The organism is Herbaspirillum sp. NPDC101396 (genome assembly GCF_044767365.1).
Classification (GTDB): domain Bacteria; phylum Pseudomonadota; class Gammaproteobacteria; order Burkholderiales; family Burkholderiaceae_D; genus Herbaspirillum.
Genome location: NZ_JBIWNT010000008.1, coordinates 24,458 through 50,636, shown reverse-complemented (window position 1 = coordinate 50,636; position 26,179 = coordinate 24,458). Strand labels below are relative to the sequence as shown.

The 26,179-nt window shown below is 61.4% G+C and carries 24 protein-coding genes; 14 read left to right on the top strand and 10 right to left on the bottom strand.

What is annotated here, in order from left to right:
- Positions 1 to 1,185, bottom strand: a complete 1,185-nt coding sequence (locus tag ACIROY_RS23480) for an isovaleryl-CoA dehydrogenase (RefSeq protein ID WP_402278909.1) — start codon at positions 1,183 to 1,185, stop codon at positions 1 to 3.
- 121 nt (positions 1,186 to 1,306) lie between these two features.
- Complete coding sequence (locus ACIROY_RS23475) at positions 1,307 to 1,747, bottom strand: MerR family DNA-binding transcriptional regulator (RefSeq protein ID WP_402278911.1); 441 nt, start codon at positions 1,745 to 1,747, stop codon at positions 1,307 to 1,309.
- Positions 1,748 to 1,907: 160 nt separating this feature from the next.
- Here ACIROY_RS23475 and ACIROY_RS23470 point away from each other — a divergent pair, with 160 nt between their 5' ends.
- Positions 1,908 to 2,975 (top strand): MBL fold metallo-hydrolase, encoded by a 1,068-nt coding sequence (locus ACIROY_RS23470; RefSeq protein ID WP_402278913.1) that lies wholly within the window; start codon positions 1,908 to 1,910, stop codon positions 2,973 to 2,975.
- 65 nt (positions 2,976 to 3,040) lie between these two features.
- Here ACIROY_RS23470 and def read toward each other — a convergent pair whose 3' ends face one another.
- Positions 3,041 to 3,553: a peptide deformylase gene (gene def, locus ACIROY_RS23465; protein WP_402278915.1), complete on the bottom strand. Its 513-nt coding sequence runs from the start codon at positions 3,551 to 3,553 to the stop codon at positions 3,041 to 3,043.
- A gap of 177 nt (positions 3,554 to 3,730) precedes the next feature.
- On the opposite strand from def, the gene ACIROY_RS23460 reads away from it, so the two are divergent.
- From ACIROY_RS23460 to ACIROY_RS23445, 4 genes are all read left to right on the top strand, one after another.
- Positions 3,731 to 4,543 carry a hypothetical protein gene (locus tag ACIROY_RS23460; RefSeq protein ID WP_402344581.1) on the top strand — a complete coding sequence of 271 codons (813 nt, stop codon included), beginning with the start codon at positions 3,731 to 3,733 and terminating at the stop codon, positions 4,541 to 4,543.
- Positions 4,540 to 5,655 (top strand): DNA-processing protein DprA, encoded by a 1,116-nt coding sequence (gene dprA, locus ACIROY_RS23455; protein WP_402344578.1) that lies wholly within the window; start codon positions 4,540 to 4,542, stop codon positions 5,653 to 5,655. Before ACIROY_RS23460 ends, dprA begins: the two co-directional genes overlap by 4 nt.
- A gap of 171 nt (positions 5,656 to 5,826) precedes the next feature.
- Positions 5,827 to 6,303 (top strand): DUF494 family protein, encoded by a 477-nt coding sequence (locus ACIROY_RS23450; RefSeq protein WP_053195505.1) that lies wholly within the window; start codon positions 5,827 to 5,829, stop codon positions 6,301 to 6,303.
- A 355-nt stretch (positions 6,304 to 6,658) separates the two neighbouring features.
- Positions 6,659 to 9,316, top strand: a complete 2,658-nt coding sequence (locus tag ACIROY_RS23445; RefSeq protein WP_402344575.1) for a DNA topoisomerase III — start codon at positions 6,659 to 6,661, stop codon at positions 9,314 to 9,316.
- 87 nt (positions 9,317 to 9,403) lie between these two features.
- Here ACIROY_RS23445 and ACIROY_RS23440 read toward each other — a convergent pair whose 3' ends face one another.
- Positions 9,404 to 10,180: an exodeoxyribonuclease III gene (locus tag ACIROY_RS23440; RefSeq protein WP_402278921.1), complete on the bottom strand. Its 777-nt coding sequence runs from the start codon at positions 10,178 to 10,180 to the stop codon at positions 9,404 to 9,406.
- Positions 10,181 to 10,305: 125 nt separating this feature from the next.
- Between ACIROY_RS23440 and pyrE the strand changes: the two genes are divergently transcribed.
- Positions 10,306 to 10,971 (top strand): orotate phosphoribosyltransferase, encoded by a 666-nt coding sequence (gene pyrE / locus ACIROY_RS23435; protein WP_053195508.1) that lies wholly within the window; start codon positions 10,306 to 10,308, stop codon positions 10,969 to 10,971.
- A gap of 97 nt (positions 10,972 to 11,068) precedes the next feature.
- On the opposite strand, the gene ACIROY_RS23430 is transcribed toward pyrE, so the two are convergent.
- From ACIROY_RS23430 to gatC, 5 genes are all read right to left on the bottom strand, one after another.
- On the bottom strand, positions 11,069 to 11,581 hold the full coding sequence (locus tag ACIROY_RS23430) for a LapA family protein (protein ID WP_116435956.1): 513 nt from the start codon (positions 11,579 to 11,581) through the stop codon (positions 11,069 to 11,071).
- Between the two features lie 174 nt (positions 11,582 to 11,755).
- Positions 11,756 to 12,652, bottom strand: coding sequence for a TauD/TfdA dioxygenase family protein (locus ACIROY_RS23425; protein ID WP_402278922.1), 897 nt, complete (start codon positions 12,650 to 12,652; stop codon positions 11,756 to 11,758).
- Positions 12,653 to 12,866: 214 nt separating this feature from the next.
- Entirely contained in the window at positions 12,867 to 14,327 is a 1,461-nt protein-coding gene (gene gatB, locus ACIROY_RS23420) for an Asp-tRNA(Asn)/Glu-tRNA(Gln) amidotransferase subunit GatB (RefSeq protein WP_402344572.1), read from the bottom strand.
- Between the two features lie 47 nt (positions 14,328 to 14,374).
- Positions 14,375 to 15,841: an Asp-tRNA(Asn)/Glu-tRNA(Gln) amidotransferase subunit GatA gene (gene gatA / locus ACIROY_RS23415; RefSeq protein WP_402344569.1), complete on the bottom strand. Its 1,467-nt coding sequence runs from the start codon at positions 15,839 to 15,841 to the stop codon at positions 14,375 to 14,377.
- Positions 15,842 to 15,923: 82 nt separating this feature from the next.
- Positions 15,924 to 16,226 (bottom strand): Asp-tRNA(Asn)/Glu-tRNA(Gln) amidotransferase subunit GatC, encoded by a 303-nt coding sequence (gene gatC, locus ACIROY_RS23410; protein ID WP_402278925.1) that lies wholly within the window; start codon positions 16,224 to 16,226, stop codon positions 15,924 to 15,926.
- Positions 16,227 to 16,498: 272 nt separating this feature from the next.
- On the opposite strand from gatC, the gene ACIROY_RS23405 reads away from it, so the two are divergent.
- The 7 genes from ACIROY_RS23405 (at position 16,499) to ACIROY_RS23375 (ending at position 24,006) form a co-directional block, all read left to right on the top strand.
- Positions 16,499 to 17,542: a rod shape-determining protein gene (locus ACIROY_RS23405; protein WP_050463753.1), complete on the top strand. Its 1,044-nt coding sequence runs from the start codon at positions 16,499 to 16,501 to the stop codon at positions 17,540 to 17,542.
- 249 nt (positions 17,543 to 17,791) lie between these two features.
- Positions 17,792 to 18,850: a rod shape-determining protein MreC gene (gene mreC, locus ACIROY_RS23400; protein WP_402344566.1), complete on the top strand. Its 1,059-nt coding sequence runs from the start codon at positions 17,792 to 17,794 to the stop codon at positions 18,848 to 18,850.
- Positions 18,847 to 19,359 (top strand): rod shape-determining protein MreD, encoded by a 513-nt coding sequence (gene mreD / locus ACIROY_RS23395; protein ID WP_053195515.1) that lies wholly within the window; start codon positions 18,847 to 18,849, stop codon positions 19,357 to 19,359. Before mreC ends, mreD begins: the two co-directional genes overlap by 4 nt.
- 18 nt (positions 19,360 to 19,377) lie before the next feature.
- Positions 19,378 to 21,318 carry a penicillin-binding protein 2 gene (mrdA, locus tag ACIROY_RS23390; protein ID WP_402278928.1) on the top strand — a complete coding sequence of 647 codons (1,941 nt, stop codon included), beginning with the start codon at positions 19,378 to 19,380 and terminating at the stop codon, positions 21,316 to 21,318.
- A gap of 8 nt (positions 21,319 to 21,326) precedes the next feature.
- Entirely contained in the window at positions 21,327 to 22,436 is a 1,110-nt protein-coding gene (gene rodA / locus ACIROY_RS23385; protein ID WP_402278929.1) for a rod shape-determining protein RodA, read from the top strand.
- Between the two features lie 129 nt (positions 22,437 to 22,565).
- The gene (locus tag ACIROY_RS23380) at positions 22,566 to 23,642 is read left to right on the top strand and encodes a septal ring lytic transglycosylase RlpA family protein (RefSeq protein ID WP_402344563.1); all 1,077 of its coding nucleotides are present in this window, start codon (positions 22,566 to 22,568) and stop codon (positions 23,640 to 23,642) included.
- 31 nt (positions 23,643 to 23,673) lie between these two features.
- Complete coding sequence (locus ACIROY_RS23375) at positions 23,674 to 24,006, top strand: SMR family transporter (protein ID WP_016833797.1); 333 nt, start codon at positions 23,674 to 23,676, stop codon at positions 24,004 to 24,006.
- A 17-nt stretch (positions 24,007 to 24,023) separates the two neighbouring features.
- Here the strand turns inward: ACIROY_RS23375 and rsmI are convergent, their stop codons facing one another.
- Positions 24,024 to 24,944 (bottom strand): 16S rRNA (cytidine(1402)-2'-O)-methyltransferase, encoded by a 921-nt coding sequence (gene rsmI, locus ACIROY_RS23370; RefSeq protein ID WP_402278932.1) that lies wholly within the window; start codon positions 24,942 to 24,944, stop codon positions 24,024 to 24,026.
- Between the two features lie 11 nt (positions 24,945 to 24,955).
- Between rsmI and ACIROY_RS23365 the strand changes: the two genes are divergently transcribed.
- Entirely contained in the window at positions 24,956 to 26,176 is a 1,221-nt protein-coding gene (locus tag ACIROY_RS23365) for a penicillin-binding protein activator (RefSeq protein ID WP_402278934.1), read from the top strand.
- Positions 26,177 to 26,179 lie beyond the last annotated feature (3 nt).

The window sequence follows — 26,179 nt, the reverse complement described above, 5'->3', positions numbered from 1 at the left end:
TTACATGGTCTCGGCAAACAGCTCGCGGCCGATCAGCATGCGACGGATCTCGCTGGTGCCGGCGCCGATTTCGTAGAGCTTGGCGTCGCGCCACAGGCGACCGACCGGATATTCGTTGATGTAGCCGTTGCCGCCCAGCGTCTGGATCGCCTCGCCGGCCATCCAGGTGGCTTTTTCTGCAGAGTAGAGGATAGCGCCGGCGGCGTCCTTGCGCAGGGCGCGCGCCGCGTCCGGCGTCTTCGCGCGATCGCAGGCCTGGCCGACGGCGTAGACGTAGGCCTTGCAGGCCATCATGGTCGAATACATGTCGGCGATCTTGCCCTGCATCAGCTGGAACTCGCCGATGGCCTGGCCGAACTGCTTGCGGTCATGCACGTAAGGGACGACGACGTCCATACAAGCTTGCATGATGCCCAGCGGTCCGCCGGACAAGACTGCGCGTTCGAAGTCGAGGCCGGACATCAGCACATTGACGCCGCGGCCGACGCCGCCGAGCACGTTCTCTTCCGGCACTTCGCAATCCTGGAACACCAGTTCGCCGGTGTGTGAGCCGCGCATGCCGAGCTTGTCGAGTTTTTGTGCGACCGAGAATCCCTTGAAACCTTTCTCCACGAGGAAGGCGGTCATGCCGCGCGCGCCTGCCTCCAGGTCGGTCTTGGCATATACCACCAGCACGTCGGCGTCGGGGCCGTTGGTGATCCACATCTTGCTGCCGTTCAAGACGTAGCGGTCGCCCTTTTTGTCGGCGCGCAGTTTCATGCTGACGACGTCGGAGCCGGCGTTGGGTTCGGACATGGCGAGTGCGCCGATGAAGTCGCCTGAGATCAGCTTGGGCAGGTACTTGTTCTTTTGTTCGTTAGTGCCGTTGCGCTTGATCTGGTTGACGCACAGGTTGGAGTGCGCGCCATAGGACAGGCCGACGGAGGCCGAGGCGCGCGAGATTTCTTCCAGCGCGACGATGTGCGCGAGATAGCCCATGGCGGCGCCGCCGTATTCTTCGTCGGCGGTGATGCCGAGCACGCCGAGGTCGCCCATCTTTTTCCACAAGTCCATCGGGAACTGGTCGCTGCGGTCGATTTCCGCGGCGCGCGGCGCGATTTCAGCCTGGGCGAAGGCGGCCACGCTCTCGCGCAAGGCGGCGATGTCTTCGCCGTGATCGAAGGTCAAACCTGGCAGATGGATCATGTTGTGTCTCCTCGTTTGGATAAGGTAATTGGTCTTGGTTTATGTGCGGGCGTGGTGCTTTACGTTAACGTCAATTCAATTGCGAATTATGCCTAAATAATGGGCAGCGCGTTTCATGGGGTCAGGCGGATTTTCTTGCGGCGGCGGTGCGGGCGTTGCGCTTTGCGGGCGCTTTGAGCGGCAGGTCGGTTTCCAGCAATTGCAGGCATTCGGCTTCGTGCGCGGCGATTTCTTCCAGCGTTACTTCAAGATCTTCGCGCTGGCGTTCAAGCTTTTCGCGATGCTGCGCGAGCACGCCGAGGAAGCGCTGCAGTTGCGCCTCGGTATCCTTGGGCGATTCGTACATGTCAACCAGGTTCTTGATTTCCGAGAGAGTCAGGCCGAGTCGCTTGCCGCGCAGCGTGAGCTTGAGGCGGGTGCGTTCGCGCGCTGCATAGACCCGGTTGCGGCCGCCGCTGCCTTCGCGCTTCGGGCTCAGCAAGCCCTGGTCTTCATAAAACCGGATCGCGCGCGGCGTGATGTCGAATTCCTTGGCCAGCTCGGTAATGGTGTAGGTCGGCATGATCTCTTGGGGATGACGCGTTGCGGTTTGTGGGGCGGTCGTGGCACTTTACGTTAACGTAAAGTATATTGTAGGCTTGTCCGCAAAAAAATGAAAACCCCTTGTTCGGTTTTGCCAGTTTGCCAACATGCCGGAAAGCATCGTCCACAGTCAGGTACCCATGAACGCTCTTGAATCCCAGCTCGAATACGCCTTCGGCGACACCTTGCCCGCCGTGGGCGCCACCTTGGAAGTCGCGCCTGGCGTCTTGTGGCTGCGCATGGGCCTGCCGTTCGCGCTGGACCACATCAACCTGTGGCTGCTGGAAGACGAGATCGAGACGCCGACCGGACGTGTACGCGGCTGGACCGCAGTCGATTGCGGCATCGCCGCCGACGCCACGAAGGAAAGCTGGGAAAGTATTTTCGCCACGCAACTGCGCGGCCTGCCGATCATCCGCGTGCTGGTCACGCATTGCCATCCCGACCACGTCGGGCTGGCGGACTGGCTGTGCGCGCGCTGGAACGCGCCGCTGTGGATGAGTACCGGTGAATACGGTTTTGCGCGCTTGATGTCGGCCGGATTGCCGGGCGCCGACGGCACGTCGGCGGCGCCGCATTTCCGCCGCCATGGGCTGGTCGATGAAGAACTGATCTCCAAGCTCTCCGGCCGCAACAACTACTACAAGGATCTGGTGCCGGCCGTGCCCTTGGCGTACACGCGCATGCAGGACCAGCACACGGTGCGCATCGGTACGCGCGACTGGCGCGTGATCACCGGCTTCGGCCATTCGCCGGAACATGTTTCGCTGTATGCCGACGAGGCGCGCCTGCTGATTTCCGGCGACATGGTGCTGCCGCGCATCTCGACCAACGTGTCGGTATTCGCCATCGAGCCGGAAGCGAATCCGGTGCAGCAATATCTTGATTCGCTGAAAAAATATACCGGCCTGGCCGATGACACGCTGGTGCTGCCGTCGCACGGCAAACCATTCCGCGGCTTGCATACGCGCATCACGCAACTCAACGATCATCATCGCGCGCGCCTGGCGGAGGTGCTGGAGGCATGCGCCACGCCGAAGACGGCGGTGGAGATCCTGCCGGTGATGTTCAAGCGTCCGCTCGACACGCATCAGCTGAGCTTCGCGCTGGGCGAGGCGGTAGCGCATTTGCACAAGCTGTGGTTTGACGGCGTGCTGCAAAGACGGCTCGGCGACGACGGGATTTTTCGTTTCACGGTCGCCTCCTGATGCAATGAAAAACGGCCCGCAGAGTGCGGGCCGTTTTTTTGACGCGTCGAGGTTCCTGTAACTACTTATCCGCGCTTCAGTTCGCGCTCTTCCTTGAGCATCTTGGTCTTGATGCGATTGCGCTTGAGCGGCGACAGATACTCCACGAAAACCTTGCCCTTGAGGTGATCCATCTCATGCTGGATGCAGACCGCCAGCAGGCCGTCGGCTTCCACTTCGAATTCCTTGCCGTCAGCATCGAAGGCGCGCGCCTTGACGCGTGCCGGACGTTCGACGCCGTCGTAGATGCCGGGCACCGACAGGCAGCCTTCGTCGTAGACCTGCTTCTCGTCGCTGGACCAGGTGATTTCCGGATTGATGAACACGCGCAGTTCGTTGTTGGTGTCGGACACGTCGATCACGATCACTTGCTCATGCACGTCGATCTGGGTCGCGGCCAGGCCGACGCCGGGCGCGTCGTACATGGTTTCAGCCATGTCGGCGACGAGTTTCTTCAGGCGCTCGTCGAATACGGTGACGGGCTTGGCGACCTTGTGCAGGCGGGGGTCCGGATAACGGAGGATATTCAATAAGGCCATACTTTTCTGTTCACTGCGCTATCTGCGCTCTATACAGATAGCTGAGGGTTGTTCTTGCCAGTTCAAGGAATTGTCGGCAGAATCGGCATTTGTTGTCTTTGTGTCAACAAAGTTGGGCATGCTTCAGCTTGCCGATTCGGTTAATTGCCGGGATTTATCGTTTTTTGGGCGCGATTTTTGAAAAATTTTATCATAGCCGCCGTGCTTCTCCTTTTGTCAGACCTGTCCTGTGCGGTCCAGGTCTCGGTTTCGGAGGACGATGACGCAGTCGTACGGCTGGCGCCGGAGATGCGTTCGGGCGTGTTGCCGCAGCCCGTGCAACGGACGCGACAAGCGATTGCGATCGCGCCGCTGCTGATCAACGCCGCGCAACTGGCGCAGGCCCTGCGCATCGTCGCAATGCCCGACCGGCGTACGTTGGCGGGCAAGGGCGATCGCATCGTGGGGGAAGGCAGTTTGCACGGTGTGTCTGAATTCCGCGTGGTGCGGCCATCGTTGAAACTACGCGATCCATTGAGCGGAGAACATCTCGGCGACGAAGCTGTTGTGCTTGGCAAAGCGGTGCTGCAGCATGAGGGCGCCGACAGTGTGCACAGTTTCATCGTCACGTCGTCTACACAGGAAATCATGCAGGGCGACTTGCTGATTCCCGATGCCGCTCCGACCAGAGATTCCACCACCACCCGACCCGGTGCAGCCGTGGACGCACAGATCATCTCCATCGTCGGCGGGGCCGCACATGCGGCGCAGCACCAAGCGGTCGGCATCAACAAAGGCGCTCGCGATCACATTGCCGCAGGCATGTCGCTGGGGCTGGTGGCAAAAAATACGCAGCAGCAGGCAACAAGATCGCCGGGAAACGAGAGCGGTCGCCTGTTGATATTTCGCGTCTATGACAGCGTGTCGTACGGGCTCATCACGGAGTCAGTCGAAGCGCTGCAGGTGGGGGACAAGGCGTTCGCGCCATTCATGGAATACACACCACATTGACCATTGCCAACCCCAACGACGCAGCGGAACTGCGCGATTGGATCCGCTTCATGCAAACCGACGGTGTCGGCGTCGACATGGCGCGCAGATTGCTATCAACCTTCGGTCTGCCGGGCGACATCTTCAGCGCCGGCTTCGACGACCTGCGCGCCGTTGCGCCGGAACGCATCGCGCGGGCCTTGCTGCGACCGCCGACCGCGATGATGCAGAACCGGCTCGGGCTGACGCTGGACTGGGCGGCACAACCCGGCCATCGCATCCTCACGCTGGCGGATGCCGATTATCCGCAAGCGCTGCTGAACATTGCCGATCCGCCGATCCTGCTCTATATAAAAGGACGCAGTGCATTGTTGTCGTCCACCTCGCTGGCGGTCGTCGGCAGTCGCAACGCGACGGTGCAGGGGATACAGAACGCCGAGCGATTTTCCGAAGCCGCCAGCCGCGCGGCGCTGACCATCGTGTCGGGGCTGGCGCTGGGCATCGACGCGGCGGCGCATCACGGCGGCCTGCGCGGCAGAGGCTCCAGCGTCGCAGTGATCGGCACCGGCATCGACATCGTCTACCCGATGCGCAATCGGGGGTTGGCGCAACGCCTGGAGGAAGAGGGCTGCATCGTCAGCGAATACCCGCTCGGCATGCCGCCGGTGGCCGCCAATTTCCCCCGCCGCAATCGCATCATTTCCGGCCTGGCGCGCGCGGTGCTGGTTGTCGAAGCGGCGGCGCAATCAGGCTCGCTGATCACAGCGCGTACGGCGGCCGAGCAGGGGCGCGATGTTTTCGCGATTCCCGGTTCGATTCATTCGCCGCTGTCGAAGGGCTGTCATCAACTGATCAAGCAGGGCGCCAAACTGGTCGAGTCGGAACAGGACATCCTCGAAGAACTCGGCAAGCTGCCATTACCTGCGCGGCGTGAGCAAATGCCAGTCATTGCGCCTGGAGATAGTGCCGCCGACGCGCTGCTCGGCGCGATGGGTTTCGATCCCGTCGATGCCGATGCGCTCAGCATGCGCAGCGGTCTCGGCGTCGCCGCGTTGAGCGAACGGCTGCTCGCGCTGGAGCTCGACGGCGCAGTGGAATGTCTGCCCGGAGGACGCTATCGGCGCGTGAACTGACGGAGATAAATAGCGCTGAAAAATCATGCTGAAAACGGACGTCAAACAAGACGTGAATAATCAGATAATGGTCAGACAACAACTCGCAAGATATTCTGCGCAAATCTCAAAATCCTGCCATACTGGATTCGTAGACTTGTGTTGTGTCAACCTTCGCGATAGAGTAGAGCCATGTTTGACGTCCTTGTTTATCTGTACGAAACCTATTACCGCCCCGATGCCTGCCCTGAACCAGCGGCCTTGGTCAAGAAATTGACCGCCATTGGTTTTGAGGACGAGGAAATCACCAGGGCGCTCGGTTGGCTCACTGATCTGGAAGAAGCCAATCACGAGTTCGCTGATCAGTATCCTCAGCAAACCGCCTTCTCCTTCGGTATCCGCATTTACGCCCAGCAAGAGATGGATGTGCTCGGCACCGAAGCCGTCGGCTTCATCCAGTTCCTCGAATCCGCCAAGATGCTCAACGCCGTGCAGCGCGAAATCGTCATCGAACGCGCCCTCGCGGTCGGCGACGCGCCGGTATCGCTGGAAAAGCTCAAGGTTATCGTATTGATGGTCTTGTGGAGCCAAGGTAAGGAACCGGACGGCCTGATGTTCGACGAACTGTTCCTTGACGAAGACGACGCCGAACCGCGGCTGTTGCACTGAACCTGCACCAAACTTGCATCGAGTGCAACGAAAGACGGCGTCCATTGCGACGCCGTTTTTCATGCGGCCGACACTTTGCATGCCCGCTGCAGGGCGGCGTGATCAGCGCTTGTTTTATCCGGATTCGCCTGCAGATTGTCCAAAACCGCCAAGTCACCGGAGAGTCACGGCCGCAGCGCAGTGCTTGCCGTTTGTTCTGCAACGCGCTTATCATTCCCCCGCACTGCTCAAATATTAGCTACTATATAAAAAGCATATTGCCAATACGCAATACAAATTGCGCCTCAGCGTCGCATTTTGGCGCGGCCGGGCATCAGCCTACGACCCCTTTGCATCCTCTTTTGAGAACACATTTATGAGCAAGACCCTCATCATTGCCGAGAAGCCCTCTGTCGCGAACGACATCGCGAAGACGCTCGGCGGCTTTACCAAGCACGATGAGTATTTCGAATCCGACGAATACGTTCTGTCCTCGGCCGTGGGCCATCTGCTGGAAATCGCGGTGCCCGAGGAATACGACGTCAAGCGCGGCAAGTGGACCTTCACCCATCTGCCGATGATTCCGCCGCACTTCGCGCTCAATCCGATCGCCAAGACCGAGTCGCGCCTCAAGGCGCTCAACAAGCTGATCAAGCGCAAGGACGTCACCGGCCTGATCAACGCCTGCGACGCCGGGCGGGAAGGCGAACTGATTTTCCGCCTGATCGCGCAATACACCAAGGCCAAGCAGCCGGTGCAGCGCCTGTGGCTGCAATCGATGACGCCGGGCGCGATCCGCGACGGTTTCGCCAATCTGCGCAAGGACGAAGACATGTTGCCGCTGGCCGACGCCGCCCGCTGCCGCAGCGAAGCGGACTGGCTGATCGGCATCAACGGCACGCGCGCCATGACCGCCTTCAATTCGAAGGAAGGCGGCTTTTACCTGACCACCGTCGGTCGCGTACAGACGCCGACCCTGTCGATCGTGGTCGAGCGCGAAGAGAAGATCAAGAAGTTCGTTTCCCGCGATTTCTGGGAAGTACGCGCCGACTTCGTCTGCGCCGCCGGCATCTATGAAGGCCGCTGGCTCGACAAACAGCACAAGAAGGACGAGAACGATCCGGAGAAGCGCCCTGAGCGCCTGTGGAGCAAGGCTGCCGCCGAATCGATCGTGGCCGCCTGCCGCGGCAAGATCGGCAACGTCACCGAAGAATCCAAGCCGACCACGCAAATGGCGCCTGGCCTGTTCGACCTGACCAGCCTGCAACGCGAAGCCAACTCGCGCTTCGGCTTCTCGGCCAAGAACACGCTCGGCCTGGCCCAGGCGCTGTATGAAAAGCACAAGGTGCTGACCTATCCGCGTACCGACTCGCGTCATCTGCCGGAAGATTACGTGCAGACCGTCAAGGACACGCTCGATACCCTGTCCGAGAGCAACAATTACCATCAGTTCTCGAAGCAGATCCTCAAGCAGGGCTGGGTCAAGCCGAACAAGCGCATCTTCGACAACACCAAGATCAGTGATCACTTTGCGATCATCCCGACCACGCAAGCACCGAAGAATCTGTCCGAACCGGAACAAAAGCTGTACGACCTGGTGACGCGCCGATTCATGGCGGTGTTCTTCCCGGCGGCGGAATTCCAGGTCACCACGCGCTTCACCGAAGTCTCCGGTCATCAGTTCAAGACTGAAGGCAAGGTCATGACCAACCCCGGCTGGCTGGCGATTTACGGCAAGGACGTGGTCGACGAGAAAGACGAAAACAGCGGCACGCTGGTCGCCGTCGCCAAGGACGAAAAGGTCAAGACCGACAAGATTACCGCCAACGGCCTGGTCACCAAGCCGCCTGCGCGTTATACCGAAGCGACGCTGCTGTCGGCCATGGAAGGCGCCGGCAAGCTGATCGATTCCGACGAGCTGCGCGAAGCGATGGCCGGCAAGGGCCTCGGCACGCCGGCCACGCGTGCGGCCATCATCGAAGGTCTGCTCAACGAAAAATACCTGCTGCGCGAAGGCCGCGAAATGATGCCGACCGCCAAGGCGTTCCAGCTCATGACACTGCTGCACGGCCTGGGTGTGGACGAACTGACCGAACCTGAGCTGACCGGTGAATGGGAGCAGAAGCTGGCGCAGATGGAACGCGGCAAGATCAGCCGTGAAGAATTCATGCGCGAGATCGCCCAGATGACGCAAATCATCGTCAAGCGCGCCAAGGAATACGACAACGACACCATCCCCGGCGACTATGCGACGCTCAAGACGCCGTGCCCGAATTGTGGCAGCGTGGTGAAGGAAAACTATCGCCGCTTCGCCTGCACCAAATGCGAATTCTCGATGAGCAAGACGCCGGCCGGTCGCCAGTTTGAGATCCCGGAAGTGGAGGAGTTGCTGGCCAATCGCACCATCGGTCCGCTGCAGGGTTTCCGCTCCAAGATGGGACGACCGTTTGCGGCGATCCTGAAGATTTCACGCGACGAAGAAATCAAGAACTTCAAGCTGGAATTCGACTTCGGCCAGAACGACGACGAAAGCGGTGAACCGGTCGACTTCAGCGAGCAGACCCCGCTCGGTCCTTGCCCGAAATGCGGCAGCGGCGTGTACGAAATGGGCCTGGCGTACGTCTGTGAAAAGCAGGTCGCGAAGCCGAAGGCCTGCGATTTCCGCAGCGGCCGTATCATCCTGCAGCAGGAAATCCTGCCGGAACAGATGGCCAAGCTGCTCAACGAAGGCAAGACCGACCTGCTGCCGGGCTTCATCTCGCAACGCACGCGCCGTCCGTTCAAGGCGTTCCTGACGCGCGGCAAGGACGGCAAGATCAGCTTCGAGTTCGAGGAACGCAAGGCCAAGGCGCCGGCCAAGGGCAAGGCTGCGGCAGCTGCTGCGGAAGGTGACGAGGACGCAGCGACTGCAACGGCGAGCAAGGCCAAGGCCAAGCCTGCGGCGGCAGCCGCAAAGAAGCCGGCCGCCAAGAAACCTGCGGCTAAAAAGCCCGCTGCGAAAAAGGCTGCACCGAAGAAAGCCGCCGCTGCTTAAGCATTCAGCGGTGCATAAAAAAGCCCTCGCTAGCGAGGGCTTTTTTCATGGCTGGTGCGAATGCAAACGCTCAGTCTGCATTCAGGTTCACGCCTTGTAATCGATCGTCAGCGGCGCATGGTCCGAGAAGCGCGCGGTCTTGTAGATCGCCGCCGTCTTGGCCTTCTTGGCGATGCCGGCAGTCGCGATGTGATAATCGATGCGCCAGCCGACGTTGTTGGCCCAGGCCTGGCCGCGGTTGCTCCACCAGGTGTAGGCGTCGCCGGTGGTTTCCGGATGGATGGTGCGGTAGACGTCAACCAGGCCGAGTTCGTCGAACACGCGCGTCAGCCAGGCACGCTCTTCCGGCAGGAAGCCCGAGTTCTTCTGGTTGCTCTTCCAGTTCTTCAGGTCGATTTCCTTGTGGGCGATGTTCCAGTCGCCGCAGATGACGATCTCGCGGCCGCTGTTTTTCAACTCCTGCAAGTGCGGCAGGAACACTTCCATGAAACGGAATTTGGCCTGCTGGCGTTCTTCGCTCGACGAGCCCGACGGGCAGTACAGCGAGATCACGGTGAGGTCGCCGAAGTCGCATTCGACATAGCGGCCTTCGTCGTCGAACTCCTGTACGCCGAAGCCGATACGCACCGCGTTTGGCGTGCGCTTGCTGTAGACGCCCACGCCCGAGTAACCCTTTTTCTCGGCGTAGTGAAAATGGCCGACGTAGCCCTCGGGTGCGAGGAACTCCGGCGACATGTCTGCTTCCTGCGCCTTCAGTTCCTGCACGCAGATGAAGTCGGCGGATTCCTTGGCCATCCATTCGAAGAAACCCTTTTTGGCGGCGGAGCGGATGCCGTTGAGATTGGCGGAGACGATTTTTGGCATGGGGAAACTCACGTAAAAGTCAGGCGCGTAGCATACCTGATTCATTTAAAATGTGGGTCTTGCGGCCTGCGCAGCGCTTTTCCACTGTCAGGGCCGCTTCGCATCTTACTTTTCAGGAATGTATTTTGAGCAACTTACGACAAGAGTTCATTGAGTTCGCCGTGTCCGCAGGCGTGTTGCGCTTCGGCGAGTTCGTCACCAAGGCCGGCCGTACTTCGCCTTATTTCTTCAACGCCGGGTTGTTCAACGAAGGCGCGGCGCTGGCCAGAGTCGCTCAGTTCTACGCCCAGACCTTGCAGGAGTCCGGCCTGCAATACGACATGCTGTTCGGTCCCGCCTACAAGGGCATCACGCTGGCGTCGGCCACCGCCGTTGCGCTGGCGGGCCAGGGCCGCAACGTGCCGTTCGCCTACAACCGCAAGGAAGCCAAGGACCACGGCGAAGGCGGCACCATCGTCGGCGCCAAGCTGCAAGGCCGCGTGGTGATCATCGATGACGTGATTTCGGCAGGCACCTCGGTGCGCGAATCGGTGGACATGATCCGTGCCGCCGGCGCCACCCCCTGCGCGGTGCTCATCGCGCTGGACCGCATGGAGCGCTCCGGCAAGGACGACGCCCTGTCGGCGCTTTCAGCGGTGCAGGAAGTGGGCAAGGCCTATGACATGCCGGTGATCTCGATCGGCAACCTCAACGACTTGCTGCAATACCTGGCGCAGGCCGGCGCCGATGCGCAGCTGTCGCAGTACAAGGATGCGGTGGCGGCTTACCGTGCGCGTTACGGCGTGCAATAGAGTAATCCCCGTAAAGCTGCAGGCATTGAAAAAGCCCCGGGTCATTGCGACCCGGGGCTTTTTTTATCTGCTGACGCTGGTGCTTTTGCAGCGAGCTTCAGACGGTGGCTCTGACGCCTGCTACTCCGGTCGTACCGACGCCAAGGCGTTGCAGGCGATCGTCAAGCTCGCCGATCTGTGCAGCGACCGCATTCTCCGTCAGCTGGCCGCGTTGCTGGATGTCCTGCTGCACCGATTCGATCTTGTTGGTCAACGCGCTCAGGTGGGCGTTCTGGCGCTGCTGCAACTGCTGCAATTCGCTTTGCAGGTAACCGCGCAATTCGATGAAGCGCGATTTTTCAGCCTGGTCGGCCAGCTCGCGCTGCGTATCGAGCTGTTTGGTCAGCCTGCGCGCTTCGAACAGCGCGCTGGTTTGCAGCGCCATCACGTACATCAGGAAAACCGCGGTGAGAATCACCACCACGCCCAGCATCACCAGTCCCAGCGGCGCCTGGAAGTCGGTGAACACCAGCGTCAGCGGCGTCGGCGCCAGGAAGGCTTCCCAATTGACGGCGGCAAAGATGGCGACCAGCGCCAGCACCACGATCATAAAGGTTGTACGGAATTTCATGAGCATTCTCCTGTTGTTGTTCGAATAAGGCCGCAGGCGCAAGGCAGGGCCGTCCAAAGTTTGGACCAGCGGCGGGCGTCGCCGTTCCTTATCGATCGGAAACAATGCCTTGCAGGCAATAAAAAGCCCTCATGCGAGGGCTTTTTTTATTGAATCTTGCCGGATGAGCAAGCTTCAGACCGGCACGTCGCCTTCGACCGTGGTGCGGTACAGCGTACGGCGCAGGTGTTGCGGCGTGATCGCGGCATAGTGCTGGGTGCTGCGGTTGTCCCAGAACACGATGTCGTGCGGTTGCCATTGATGGCGGTAGACGTTCTCGGGGCGCGTGATATGCGCGTGCAGGGTCTTGAGCAGCTCATCGCTTTCATCGCGCGGGATGCCGACGATGTGCGAGGTGAAGCCTTCGCTGACGAACAGGATCTTGCGGCCGCTTTCCGGATGCGTGGTGATGACCGGATGTTCCACCGGCGGCACTTCGTCGATCTGCTTTTGCGTCAGTTCCGGACGCCATGGCGACAGCTTGCGCAGGCGTTCGTAGCGGTAGACATAGGAGTGGACCGCGCGCTTGCCTTCCAGCAGCTTCTTGATCTCGGCCGGCAGCGTGTCGTAGGCGTCGGCGGTGTTGGCGAATAAGGTGTCGCCCTGTTCCGCCGGCAGCTCCTGCGAATGCAGCAGCGCCCCCAGGCTGGGCTTGGGCATGTAGGACAGATCCGAATGCCAGTCGGCGCCGGCGTCGACCAGGCCGATCGGCTTGCCGTCTTCGAGCACGTTGGAGACGATCAGGATTTCCGGATAATTCTTCAGGTGGAAGCGGTTGAGTACATGCACCTGCAGCGGGCCGAAGCGGCGGCTGAACGCCACGTGCTGGTCCGGCGTGATGCGCTGGTCGCGAAACACCACCACGTTGTGTTTGACCAGCGCTGCGCGGATCTCGGCCAGTTCACGGTCCGACACCGGCAAGTTGAGGTCGAGGCCGGTGATTTCGGCGCCCAGCGGGCCGCCGAAGGCGCGGATGGTGAAATCTTGTTCCGTCTGGACGGAAGAGGTTTGCAGTGCGCTTGCGCTGGACATGATGAATCTTGCTCCGTTGCCGGGCAGTGGTCAGCGTGCAGCTGGCGACCCCGCTCCGAGTATGGGTAAAACAAGGATTACACGCCTCACCGGCCGGGCCAGCAAGTAATAAGTTTTCATAACCATATGCGTTTTTTGCGCCATGCGAAATCCAGAATAGAAAAAGCCGCTGCAACAGCAGCGGCTTTCGTCGTTCTTGCAGCAAAAATGATGATCAGGATGTCAACTTCTTGCGCAGCAACTCGGTCAGTTGCGCCGGATTGGCCTTGCCCTTGGTGGCTTTCATGGCCTGGCCGATCAGGGCGTTGATGGCCTGTTCCTTGCCGGAGCGGAACTCCGCCACCGACTTTTCATTGGCCGCCAGCACCTGGTCGACGATGGCTTCCAGCGCGCCGCTGTCGGAAATCTGCTTCAAGCCCTTGGCTTCGATGATGTCGTCGGCCAGCGTGTCCTTGCCGGATTTGGTTTCCCACATGCCGGCGAAGACTTCCTTGGCGATCTTGTTGGAAATGGTGCCGTCGGCGATGCGTTTCAGCAGCAGCGCCAATTGCACGGCGCTGACCGGCGCGGCGGCGATGTCGGTGTCTTCGCGGTTGAGCGTCGAGGCGACGTCGCCCATGAGCCAGTTGGCGGCGGGCTTGGCCTGCTCCTTGCCGGCGGCGGCGACCACCGCTTCGAAATAGGACGCCATCGCCTTCGATTGCGTCAGCACGGCGGCGTCGTATTCGGTCAGCGCGTAATCGCCGACGAAACGCTCGCGCATCGCGCCCGGCAATTCCGGCATGGTGGCCTTGACGCGTTCTATCCATTCTTGCGCAATCACCAGCGGCGGCAGGTCGGGATCGGGGAAGTAGCGGTAATCCTGCGCGTCTTCCTTGCTGCGCATCGAGCGCGTTTCCTTTTTGTCCGGATCGTACAGGCGGGTTTCCTGCACCACGGTGCCGCCGTCTTCGATCAGTTCGACCTGGCGGCGCACTTCGTAATTGATCGCGTCTTCCATGAAGCGGAACGAGTTGAGGTTCTTGATTTCGCAGCGGGTGCCGTATTCCTTCTGGCCGACCGGGCGCACCGAGACGTTGGCGTCGCAACGGAACGAGCCTTCCTGCATGTTGCCGTCGCAGATGCCCAGCCACATCACCAGCGAGTGCAGGGCCTTGGCGTAGGCCACGGCTTCGGCGGCGCTGCGCATGTCGGGTTCGGTGACGATTTCCAGCAGCGGCGTGCCGGCGCGGTTGAGGTCGATGCCGGTCATGCCCTGGTAGTCTTCATGCAGCGACTTGCCGGCGTCTTCTTCGAGGTGGGCGCGGGTCAGTTGCAGCGTCTTGATTTCGGCCTTGCCGTCTTTCTCGAGCACGAAGGAAATCTTGCCGCCCTGGACCACCGGGATTTCAAACTGGCTGATCTGGTAACCCTTGGGCAGATCGGGATAAAAATAGTTTTTACGCGCGAACACCGAGCGCGGCGCAATCGTCGCGCCGATCGCCAGGCCAAACTGGATGGCGCGTTCGACCGCGCCCTTGTTCAGCACCGGCAAGACGCCCGGCAAGGCCAGGTCGACCGGGCTGGCCTGGGTGTTGGGAGCGGAGCCGAACTGCGTCGACGAGCCGCTGAAAATTTTGGATTCGGTCGAAAGCTGCGTGTGCGTTTCCAGACCGATGACGACTTCCCACTGCATAGTATTCCTCGCTGATTCTGTATCTGTTTTACTTTGGCAAACGTCGCTCAGGCCGGCGCGCGCAGGTGCCAGTCGGTGACTTGCTGGTATTGGTGGGCGACGTTGAGCAGGCGCGCTTCATCGTAGTAGCTGCCGATGATTTGCAGGCCGACCGGACGCTTGCTGTTCTTTTCGCCCTGACCGAAACCGCACGGAATCGACATGCCCGGCAAGCCCGCCAGGCTGGTCGACAGCGTGAAGATGTCGGCCAGGTAGTTGGCCACCGGATCGTCGGTCTTGTCGCCCAGGTCCCATGCCACGGTCGGCGAGACCGGTCCCATGATGACGTCGCACTTGCGGTCCTGACCGGTCAGCGCGTTCTGGAAATCCTGCGCGATCAGGCGGCGGATTTTTTGCGCCTGCAAGTAGTAGGCGTCGTAGTAGCCGTGCGACAGCACATAGGCGCCGACCAGGATGCGGCGCTTCACTTCATCGCCGAAGCCTTCCGCGCGCGACTTCTGGTACATGTCTGCGAGGTCCTTGTAATCGGCGGCGCGATGGCCGTAACGCACGCCGTCGAAACGCGACAGATTCGACGATGCTTCAGCCGGCGCAATCACGTAGTAGACCGGGATCGACAGTTCGGTTTTCGGCAGCGAAATGTCGACCAATGTGGCGCCGAGTTTTTCGTATTCCGCGAGTGCAGCGCGCACGGCTTGTTCGACATCAGCGGCCAGGCCGGCGCCGAAGAATTCCTTCGGCACGCCGATGCGCAAGCCCTTGATGCTGTCGTTGAGCGAACGCGTGAAATCTTCCTTCTGGCGCTCGATGCTGGTCGAGTCGCGCTGATCGAAACCGCTCATGGCGTTGAGCAGCAGGCCGCAGTCTTCGGCGGTCTTGGCGATCGGGCCACCCTGATCGAGCGACGACGCAAACGCGATCATGCCGTAGCGCGAGACGCTGCCGTAAGTCGGCTTGATACCGGTCACGCCGCACAGCGACGACGGCTGGCGGATCGAGCCGCCGGTATCCGTGCCGGTGGCGGCCGGCGCCAGGCGCGCGGCAATCGCGGCGGCCGAACCGCCGGACGAACCACCCGGCACGGCACGCTTGTCCCACGGATTTTTCACGGCGCCGAAATAAGAATTTTCGTTGCCCGAACCCATCGCGAATTCATCGCAGTTGAGCTTGCCCAATGTAACAGTGCCGGCAGCGTTGAACTGTTCCACCACGGTTGCATCAAACGGGCTTACATAATTTTCCAGCATCTTCGAGCCGGCCGTGGTGCGCCATCCGCGCGTCACGAACAAGTCCTTGTGCGCGATCGGGATGCCGGTCAACGGAGTGACGTCGCCTGCGGCGATACGCTGGTCAGCTTGGACGGCCTGCTGCAAGGTCAGTTCGCGGTCGACATGCAGGAAGGCGTTGAGGTCGCTCTGGCCGATGCGGTCGAGGAACAGCGTGGCCAGTTCGGCCGCGGAAATTTTCTTGGTCTGCAAGAGCGTCGACAGCTCTTTGATGGTCTTGGTATGCATGAAAATGTCGTTTCAGGTTCGGTGAGGCTGAGGCGCCGAAGCGTCTTTTTTTTGTGCGCAGTTTTTTGCACAGCAGTGTGATTTATTCGATGACCTTGGGTACCAGGTACAGGCCGTCCTGGGTCGCCGGCGCCGGTTGCTGGTAGGCCTCGCGCTGGTTGCTTTCGGTCACCTTGTCGTCGCGCAGGCGCAGCGACAGGTCGGCCGTCAGCGCCGCAATCGGATGGCTCAGCGGCTCGATGCCCGTCGTATCCACGGCCCGCATCTGTTCCACCAGCGAGAAGATGCTGTTGAGTTTTTCCAGGGTTTGGCCTGCTTGTTCATCCGTCAACTCGAGACGGGACAGGTTGGCAATGCGTTTCACATCGGAAAGGGCAAGAGTCATGATAGGAAGGTGCGCGCCGGGCGCAAAAACTAATGTGTTGAAAAATCGGATCGCCATGACGGCAAATGCGCAGGTAAAAGCCTGCAAAAACGCAGAAAAATCTCTTATCAGGCAAGGATGGCTGGCTATTTTGCCTGCTGGTTTCTGCCAAATTATAAGGTAGAATGTAGGACTAATGCCTTGCGGGCGCCGTATTTGTGTCGCCGCGGCTTAAAAAGACACCCCCACTTACCAAATGCAACGCGCGCGACTCTGGCGCATCAGGACAATTCATGTTTGGATTTTTACGCAGTTATTTCTCTAACGACCTCGCAATTGACCTTGGAACGGCAAACACACTGATTTACGTACGCGGTCAGGGCATTGTCCTCGACGAACCGTCCGTGGTCGCCATCCGCCAGCAAGGCGGTCCGAACGGCAAGAAGACCATCCAGGCGGTCGGCAAGGAAGCGAAACAGATGCTGGGCAAGGTTCCTGGCAACATCGAGGCGATCCGCCCGATGAAAGACGGCGTGATTGCCGATTTCACCGTCACCGAGCAGATGCTCAAGCAATTCATCCGCATGGTGCACGACTCCAAGCTGTTCCGTCCGTCCCCGCGCATCATCATCTGCGTGCCGTGTGGCTCGACCCAGGTGGAACGCCGCGCGATCCGCGAATCGGCGCTCGGCGCCGGCGCTTCGCAGGTCTACCTGATCGAAGAACCGATGGCTGCGGCAATCGGCTCCGGCCTGCCGGTCTCGGACGCCACCGGCTCGATGGTGGTCGACATCGGCGGCGGCACCACGGAAGTCGGCATTATTTCGCTGGGCGGCATGGTGTACAAGGGTTCGGTGCGCGTTGGCGGCGACAAGTTCGACGAAGCCATCGTCAACTACATCCGCCGCAACTACGGCATGCTGATCGGCGAGCAAACCGCTGAAGCGATCAAGAAGGCCATCGGTTCCGCTTTCCCGGGCTCCGAAGTCAAGGAAATGGAAGTCAAGGGCCGCAACCTGTCCGAAGGCATTCCACGTTCGTTCACCATTTCCAGCAACGAAATCCTGGAAGCGCTCACCGATCCGCTCAACAACATCGTGTCCGCCGTCAAGAACGCGCTGGAACAGACGCCCCCGGAACTGGGTGCCGACATCGCCGAAAAGGGCATGATGCTGACCGGTGGCGGTGCGCTGCTGCGCGATCTGGACCGTTTGCTGATGGAAGAAACCGGCCTGCCGGTGATCGTGGCGGAAGACCCGCTGACTTGCGTGGTGCGCGGTTCCGGCATGGCGCTCGATCGCATGGACAAACTGGGTTCGATCTTCTCCAACGAATAATTCTCCGCCACAGGAGTCCGGCCAACCTCGAGGAACCGAAACGCGCCTATGACTGAGCACAAGCAGATTGGGTCGGTGCTGCGAACCAAACGTTCGCACAACGGCCAAATCTCGACTGCTGCAGCGCGTTGCCTTCCTGACATTGGCCGGAATCTTCCCGGTATCCGCCCGCTCTTCTCCCTCCAGCCCGCCGTGTGCGGGCTGTTGCGGTTTTCAGCTTACTCGGCATCGGTCTCGGCCTGACGACACATGGATATCCCACCACTCTTCAAGCAAGGCGCCTCGGCCCGCGCCCGCGCCGGCTTTTTCGCGTTGATTGCGATCATCATGCTGGTGGTCGATTCGCGCATGCATGCGCTGTCGATGGTGCGCCAGGCGGTCGGCACGGTGCTGTATCCGTTCCAGGTGGTCGCCATGGTGCCGCGCGATGCCGCCTACAAGGTCGATGACTACTTCAATTCCCTGACGGCGCTGCAAAAGGAAAACGACGGGCTGCGCCGCCAACAGGCCATGAACGCCCAGCTGATGCAGCAGGAACGCCAGATGGCCGCCGAAAACAGCCAGCTGCGCAAGCTGCTGAGCATGCAGCAACGCATGACCAACAAATCGGTGGTCGGTGAAATTCTCTACGATGCGCGCGATCCGTTCACCCGCAAGATCATCCTCAATCGCGGTTCGCAGCAGGGCGTCGCGCCGGGCCAGCCGGTGATCGACGACGTCGGCATCGTCGGCCAGGTCACACGCGTGTTCCCGTTCACGGCCGAAGTCACGCTGCTGACCGACAAGGACCAGGCGATCCCGGTGCAGGTCTTGCGCAACGGTCTGCGCAGCGTGGCTTACGGTCGCGGCCAGTCGGGCGTGCTGGACCTGCGCTTCATGGCAGCCAACGCCGACATCCAGAAGGGCGACGCACTGGTCACCTCAGGCATCGACGGCATCTATCCTCCCGGTTTGTCGGTGGCGACGGTGCAACAGGTCGAAACCAAGTCGACCGACGCCTTCGCCCACATCGTCTGCCTGCCGGCTGCCGGCGTCGACCGCCACAAACAATTGCTGATCCTGCTGGTTGAGCAAAGCATTGCGCCGCGTCCCGACCCTGAAGGCGCCGGCGAGAAGGTCGACAAGCTGCTCAAGCGCCGCCTGCGCGACAGCGCCAAGGAGAGCGACGCCGTGGCGCCCAAGGAGGCGCCGACCGAAGAACGCAAGGGCGTCGCTCCCGCTGCGGCTACTTCGGCTGCCGCGCCTGCCGCCAAACCAGCCACAACGCCCGCGGCAACGCCGGCGCAACCCGCCAAGAGCGCCCGATGAACGATCCGCATTACATCCTGCTGCCGGCCAATCCGCTGTTCATCGCACTGAGCCTGGTAGCCGCCTTCCTGCTCAACCTGCTGCCGTGGGGGCAATGGGTCGGGGTGCCTGATTTCGTGGCGCTGGTGCTGGTGTTCTGGGCGATCCACGAACCGCGCAAGATCGGCATCAGCATCGCCTTCATGATGGGCCTGCTAATGGACGTCAACGAAGCCACGCTGCTGGGCGAAAACGCGCTGGCCTATACGCTGCTGTCCTATTTTTCGATCATGATCCATCGCCGCGTGCTGTGGTTCCCTGTCGGCACCCAGGCCTTGCACATCCTGCCGTTGCTGCTACTGACGCAGGCGGTGCAGCTGGTGGTGCGCCTGATTGTCAGCGGCAAATTCCCGCATTGGTACTACTTCAGCGAAAGCTTTGTCTGCGCCCTGCTGTGGCCGGTGGTGGCGTGGCTGCTGCTGGCGCCGCAACGACGTGCGATCAATCGCGACGACAATCGTCCGATCTAGGTCACAACACGCGCCGATATGACAGAGTTCAAAAACACCGAGCATGAACTGAAGCTCTTCCGGCTGCGCCTGTTCGCGGTCGCGGTGCTGGTGCTGGTGTGTTTCAGCCTGCTGATGGCGCGCTTCGTCTGGCTGCAGATCGTGCGCCACGACGCCTACGCCGCTCAGGCCGAAGAAAATCGCATTTCGGTGGTGCCCATCGTGCCCAATCGCGGCCTGATCCTGGACCGCAACGGCGTGGTGCTGGCGCGCAATTACTCCGCCTATACGCTCGAAATCACGCCCTCCAAGATCGCCGGCAGCCTCGACGATCTGGTTGATCAACTCAGTGCGTTGGTCGACATCCAGCCGAAGGACCGGCGCCGTTTCCGCAAGCTGCTAGAAGAATCCAAGAACTTCGAAAGCCTGCCGATCCGCACGCGCCTGACCGACGAAGAAGTGGCCAAGTTCACCGCGCAGCGTTACCGCTTCCCCGGCGTCGACATCCAGGCGCGCCTGTTCCGCCAATACCCGTACGGCAAAACTGCCGCGCACGTGATTGGTTACATCGGCCGCATCAGCCAGCGCGACGCCGACCGCATCTCCGACTCCGACGACGAAGCCAACTACAACGGCACCGACTACATCGGCAAGGAAGGCCTGGAGAAGAGCTACGAGACCCAGCTGCACGGCACTACCGGCTACGAAGAAGTCGAGATTTCCGCCGGCGGCCGCGCCGTGCGCACGCTTTCGCGTACGCCTGCGAGTCCAGGCCAGAACCTGATCCTGTCGATCGACATCGAGCTGCAAAAAGTGATCGAAGAAGCCTTCGGCGATCGCAAGGGCGCGCTGGTGGCGATCGATCCGGCCACCGGCGATATCCTCGCCTATGTCTCGCAGCCATCGTTCGATCCCAACGTTTTCGTCGAAGGTATCGACCAGCAGACCTGGGACGAGCTCAACAACTCACCCGATCGCCCGCTCATCAACCGCCCGCTGTCCGGCACCTATCCGCCCGGTTCGACCTACAAGCCGTTCATGGCGCTGGCCGCGCTGGAGCTGGGCAAGCGCAAGCCGGCCGACTCCATCCGCGACCCCGGCTTCTTCTGGCTCGGCAACCATAAATTCCGCGACGACAAAGAGGGAGGTCACGGCGTGGTCGACATGTACCGCTCGATCGTGGTCTCCTGCGACACCTACTACTACATGCTGGCCAACGACCTCGGCGTCGACGCCATCCACGATTTCATGAAGCCGTTCGGTTTCGGCCAGGTGACCGGCATCGACCTTGAACACGAACGCAAGGGCCTGCTGCCCTCCACGACATGGAAGCGCAACGCCTACCGCAAGCCGGAGCAGCGCAAGTGGTACGCCGGCGAAACCATCTCGCTGGGCATCGGCCAGGGCTACAACGCGTTCACACCGATCCAGATGGCGCACGCCACCGCGACGCTGGCCAATAACGGCATCGTGATGAAGCCGCATCTGGTCAAGATGATCGAAGACGGCGTCACGCATGACCGCACCATCACCGTGCCCAAGGAAAGCTATCGCATTCCGCTGAAGCAGGAAAACATCGACGTCATCAAGCAGGCCATGGTCGGCGTCAACAAGGAAGGCACCGGTGCGCGCGTGTTCGCCGGCGCGGAATACACCTCGGCCGGCAAGAGCGGCACCGCGCAGGTGGTCTCGATCAAGAAGAACGAGAAGTACGACGCCAAGCGCCTGGCCACGCACTTGCTGGACAATGCCTTGTTCACGGCGTTCGCCCCGGCCGACAAACCGCGCATTGCGCTGTCGGTCATCGTCGAAAACGGTGGCTGGGGCGCCGAAGCCGCTGCACCGCTGGCGCGCAAGGCGATCGACTTCTACCTGCTCGGCAAACGTCCCGGGGACAAGGCCAAGGCTGCGGCCGCCAAGGATAGCGAAGCCACCTCACAACCCGCAACGGACGCGGTCGGCAACGATCTCAGGGACTGAACAATACTATGAGTCTCCATCGACCACCTTTGTGGCAAATCATCAAACCGCATCTGGCGGTGTTCGACGGCGCCTTGTCGCTGATCATCTTTCTGATCATGTCGGTCGGCATCGTCACGCTGTATTCGGCCGGCATGAATTTCCCCGGCCGTGTCGAAGACCAGTTGCGCAATATTCTGGTTGCCTTCATCGTCATGTGGATCGCAGCCAATGTCTCGCCGCAGACGCTGTTGCGGTTTGCGGTGCCGATTTACACCGTCGGCGTGACACTGCTGATTGCCGTGGCGGTGTTCGGCATCGTCAAGAAAGGCTCGCGGCGCTGGCTCAACATCGGCATGGTGGTGCAGCCGTCGGAAGTCATGAAAATCGCCATGCCGCTGATGCTGGCCTGGTACTTTCAGAAGCGCGAAGGCATGATCCGCTGGCCGGTGTTCCTGATCGCAGGCTTGCTGCTGGCGGTGCCGGTCGGCCTGATCATTCGCCAGCCCGATCTCGGTACCGGCGTGCTGGTGCTGGCGGCGGGCTTCTATGTGATCTTCTTCGCCGGCCTGTCGTGGAAAGTGCTGACTGGCCTGGCTATAGCGGGCGCCGCCAGCCTGCCGGTGATCTGGTCGGTCTTGCACGACTACCAGCGCCAGCGCGTGATGATGCTGATCGACCCGACTTCCGATCCGCTCGGCAAAGGCTTCCATATCATCCAGTCGACCATCGCCATCGGTTCCGGCGGCGTCACCGGCAAGGGCTGGCTGATGGGCACGCAGACCCATCTGGAATTCATCCCCGAGCGCACCACCGACTTCATTTTCTCGGTGTTCTCCGAAGAGTTCGGCCTGATCGGCAACACCATCCTGGTAGTGCTGTACCTGCTGTTGATCGGCCGCGGCCTGATGATCACGGCGAACGCACCAACGCTGTTTACGCGTTTGCTGGGCGGCTCCATCACGATGATTTTCTTCACCTACGCCTTCGTTAACATGGGCATGGTCAGCGGCATCCTGCCGGTGGTCGGCGTGCCGTTGCCGTTCATGAGCTACGGCGGCACCGCGCTGGTGACGCTGGGACTGGGAGCGGGCATCCTGATGAGTATCCAGCGCCATCGCAAACTGGTGCAAACCTGACAACCCGGCCGGCGACCTGATTTTGTAACGGCCGGTGGGCGCAGCGGGCATTTCCACGTAGCATCGTGGATACTCTGGTATCGTTGCGCTCGAAGTCACACAACAATACAAGCTCAGGGAACATTGCAAATGCGGGATTTTCTTGTCTCGACGCCGCGCGTGATGCGCTGGTTGTCCTTATTGGCGCCGCTGGCGCTGGCGGCGTGCAGCAGCGCGCCGCCACTCAATCCGTCGCCGTCGGCGACGTCGAGCCCGACACCGGTGGCGCGCAGCGCCAACGGCAAGCCATTGCCGGCGCTGCCTGCTGCGGGCTCCGGCCGCGGCGGCTATTACAAGGACGACGGTCCGGGCGACCAGCCGCCGGAAGGCTTGCTCGAGACTCCTGACGCCGAACCACGCGTCGAGCCGTATTCGAAATCGGCGCTGCGTCCGTACACCGTCTTCGGCAAGACCTACACCCCCATCAGCGATAACCGTCCGTTCAAGCAACGCGGCATCGGCAGCTGGTACGGCAAGAAATTCCACGGCCAGAAGACATCATCGGGCGAGCTCTACGACATGTACAAGATGTCGGCCGCGCATCCGACGTTGCCGATCCCGTCCTATGCGCGCGTCACCAACCTCAAGACCGGCGCGCAGGTGATCGTGCGGATCAACGACCGCGGACCGTTCCATTCCACGCGCATCATCGACTTGTCCTATACCGCAGCGCTCAAGCTGGGCTACCTGTCGTCCGGCAGCAGCGAACTGGAAGTCGAGCGCCTGCTGCCAGATGAAATCACGCGCATGGCCGAGAACAAGCGCAATGGCATTCCGGATACTGCCGCCGCCGCGCCTGCGGCAGAGCCTGTGTCGGTCGGCAGTGTGGCGCCACCCGGACAGATCATGCCGGTGGCGATGACGACTGCGCCGGCGGTCGCGGCCTTTTCCTCTTCACCAGCCTCAGCCTCAGCTCCCGCAGGCGCAGCGCTGGCCAGCGGTTTCTACCTGCAGTTCGGCGCCTATGCGCAGGAAGCCAACGCCCTGGCTGCGCGCGACAAGCTGATGCAAGGCCTCGGCGGCGCTGTTGAGAAAATGGAAACGGTCGTTGTCAACGGTCTGTATCGCTTGTACGCCGGCCCTTACGCTACTCGCCCGGCGGCCATGGACGCCGCCCAGGTGGTGCGTCAACGCAGCAGCGTGACGCCGTTCGTGGTCGAACGCTGATTCGCTTCAACTCACGTTACAGGACAGACACATGCATCCCTATTTATTGCTGGGCATCGCCATCGTGGCCGAAGTCATTGCCACCTCCGCCCTGCGCGCGGCCGAAGGCTTTACCCGCCTGCTGCCGTCGATCATGGTGGTGATCGGCTATGCGGTGGCTTTTCTGTGTCTGTCGCTGACGTTGAAATCGATCCCGGTCGGCATCGTCTACGCGATCTGGTCGGGGTTGGGGATTGTGCTGATTTCGGTGGTGGCGTACTTCCTGTACGGCCAATCACTGGACCTGCCTGCCATCATCGGCATGGCATTGATCCTGGTCGGCGTGGTCGTGCTCAACCTGTTTTCAAAATCGACCGTGCACTGAGATCAGTGCACGGGGCGTCACGTCGACGCTTCACCCGCATCCTTAATCTGAAGAGCGCGCTCATAGAGCGCGTTTTTCTTTTGGCCGGTGATTTGCGCGGCCAGTCCGGCCGCTTGCTTCAGCGGCAATTCTTCCAGCAGGATACGCAACACGCGTTCGGCTTCAGCGTCGTTGTCGTCGCCGGCCGCCGGTGCGCCTTCCACCAGCACCACGAACTCGCCGCGTTGTCGGTTGGCGTCCTCGGCCAGCCAGGCCGGCGCTTCGGCCAGCGGGCAACGGTGCACGGTTTCAAACAGCTTGGTCAGTTCGCGTCCCAGGACGACGTGGCGCTCGGGACCGAAGGCCAGCCGCAGCGCATCGATGGTCTCGACGATGCGATGCGGCGCTTCATAGAACACCAGCGTGGCCGTATCACCCGCCAGTTTTTGCAGTGCATGTTCGCGCTGTTTTGATTTATTTGGCAAGAAGCCGACGAAGCGGAAAGCATCGTTGACCAGTCCGCTCGCCGACAGCGCCGTCACCGCCGCCGATGCGCCCGGCAGCGGTACTACCCGCAGTCCCGCCGCGCGTACGGCCTCGACGATGCGCGCGCCCGGATCCGACACCGCCGGCGTTCCGGCGTCCGACACCAGGGCGATGCGCTGGCCCTGCTGCAGGCGCGCGATGATCTTCTCGGCGGCCTCGCGCTCGTTGTGCTCGTGCGCCGCGATCAGCGTCTGGCTGATGCCGTAGCGCGTAAGCAGGTGGCTGGTGTTGCGGGTGTCTTCGCAGGCGACCGCGTCGGCGATGGCCAGGACGTGCAAAGCGCGCAACGTCACATCGCAAACATTTCCGATGGGCGTGGCCAGCACATATAATGCCGACTCAGGATACGTCTGCTGCGCGGCCTCGCTCAGGACTGACGACGCGGCTGCCGCGCTGGAGTTGGGGTGACTCATTGGAGAAAATAATGTTGGGAAAATGGGCGAAAGTCATCTTGCAGACTGTCATGCTGAGCGGATTGTGCGCTTCCGTGCAGGCAAATACAACCGTTGCGGAAAATGCCCCGGCTGAACCGGCGCCGCTCGCACAAAGCGACAACGCGCCGCCACCCAAACGCCTGGCGCTGCTGCTGCCGCTGCGCTCCAGCGTATTCGGCGCCGCCGCCGATGCGGTGCGCACCGGTTTCCTGACCGCCTCCGAACGCACGCGCGACAATCTCGTCATCACCATCATCGAAACCGGCGACTCGGTGCAGGACGTTCTGAGCGCGTACAACGACGCCGCCGTCAAGTACGACATCATCGTCGGCCCGCTGGCGCGCAGCGCCGTGACCGCGCTGGCGCAATCGAACAATATCGTCAAGCCGACCATCGCGCTGGCGCAGCCGGATCTTCCCGACGGCGCCGACCAGCGCCTGCCGCGCCAACTGCTGCTGATGGGTTTGTCGATCGAGGATGAAGCGCGCCAGGTGGCCGCCTGGACCGAACGCGTCAAGACGCCCGGCAAGATCTTTTCGATCTCCACCAACATCGCCTGGCAACGCCGCGCCGCCAAGGCCTTCACACAGCAGGCCCGGCAGATCGGTCTGACGGTCGACAATCTGGAACTGAGCGTGCCCAACAATGCGCTCAGCGCCAGTGGCCTGGCGCAACTCGGTCAGCGCATCCAGGCGGAAAAACCGGCGCTGCTGTTCGTCGCACTCGATGCCGCGCAGACTATCCAGCTGCGCAGCGCCATCGGCAACGAGATTCCACTTTATGGCACTTCCCAGCTCAATCCCCTGACGCTGGCGACGGCGACGGCAGCAATCAATGCGGCAGCGAAAGCGGCCGCCACCAACACCGCACCGCCGGCCAACGACAGCCGTTTGCCCGAGCTTGACGGCGTGCACCTGGTCGACATGCCGTGGCAATTGCAGGCCGACCATGCCGCTGTGGCGGCGTATCCGCGCTCGGTCGCCAATATCGACGGCAAGCCCAACGCCGACCTTGAGCGTCTGTACGCGCTCGGCATCGACGCCTTCCGGGTCGCCAGTGAAATCGCCGCGCAGCACTCCGGCTTCGACATCGATGGCGTGACCGGCCAGATCAACGTCAACATGGGCGCCGGCGCCACCTATTTCCAACGCAAGGAAACCCAGGCCGTCTACCAGGACGGCATCGCGGTCCCGGTGGCCAACCAGCGCTGAGCG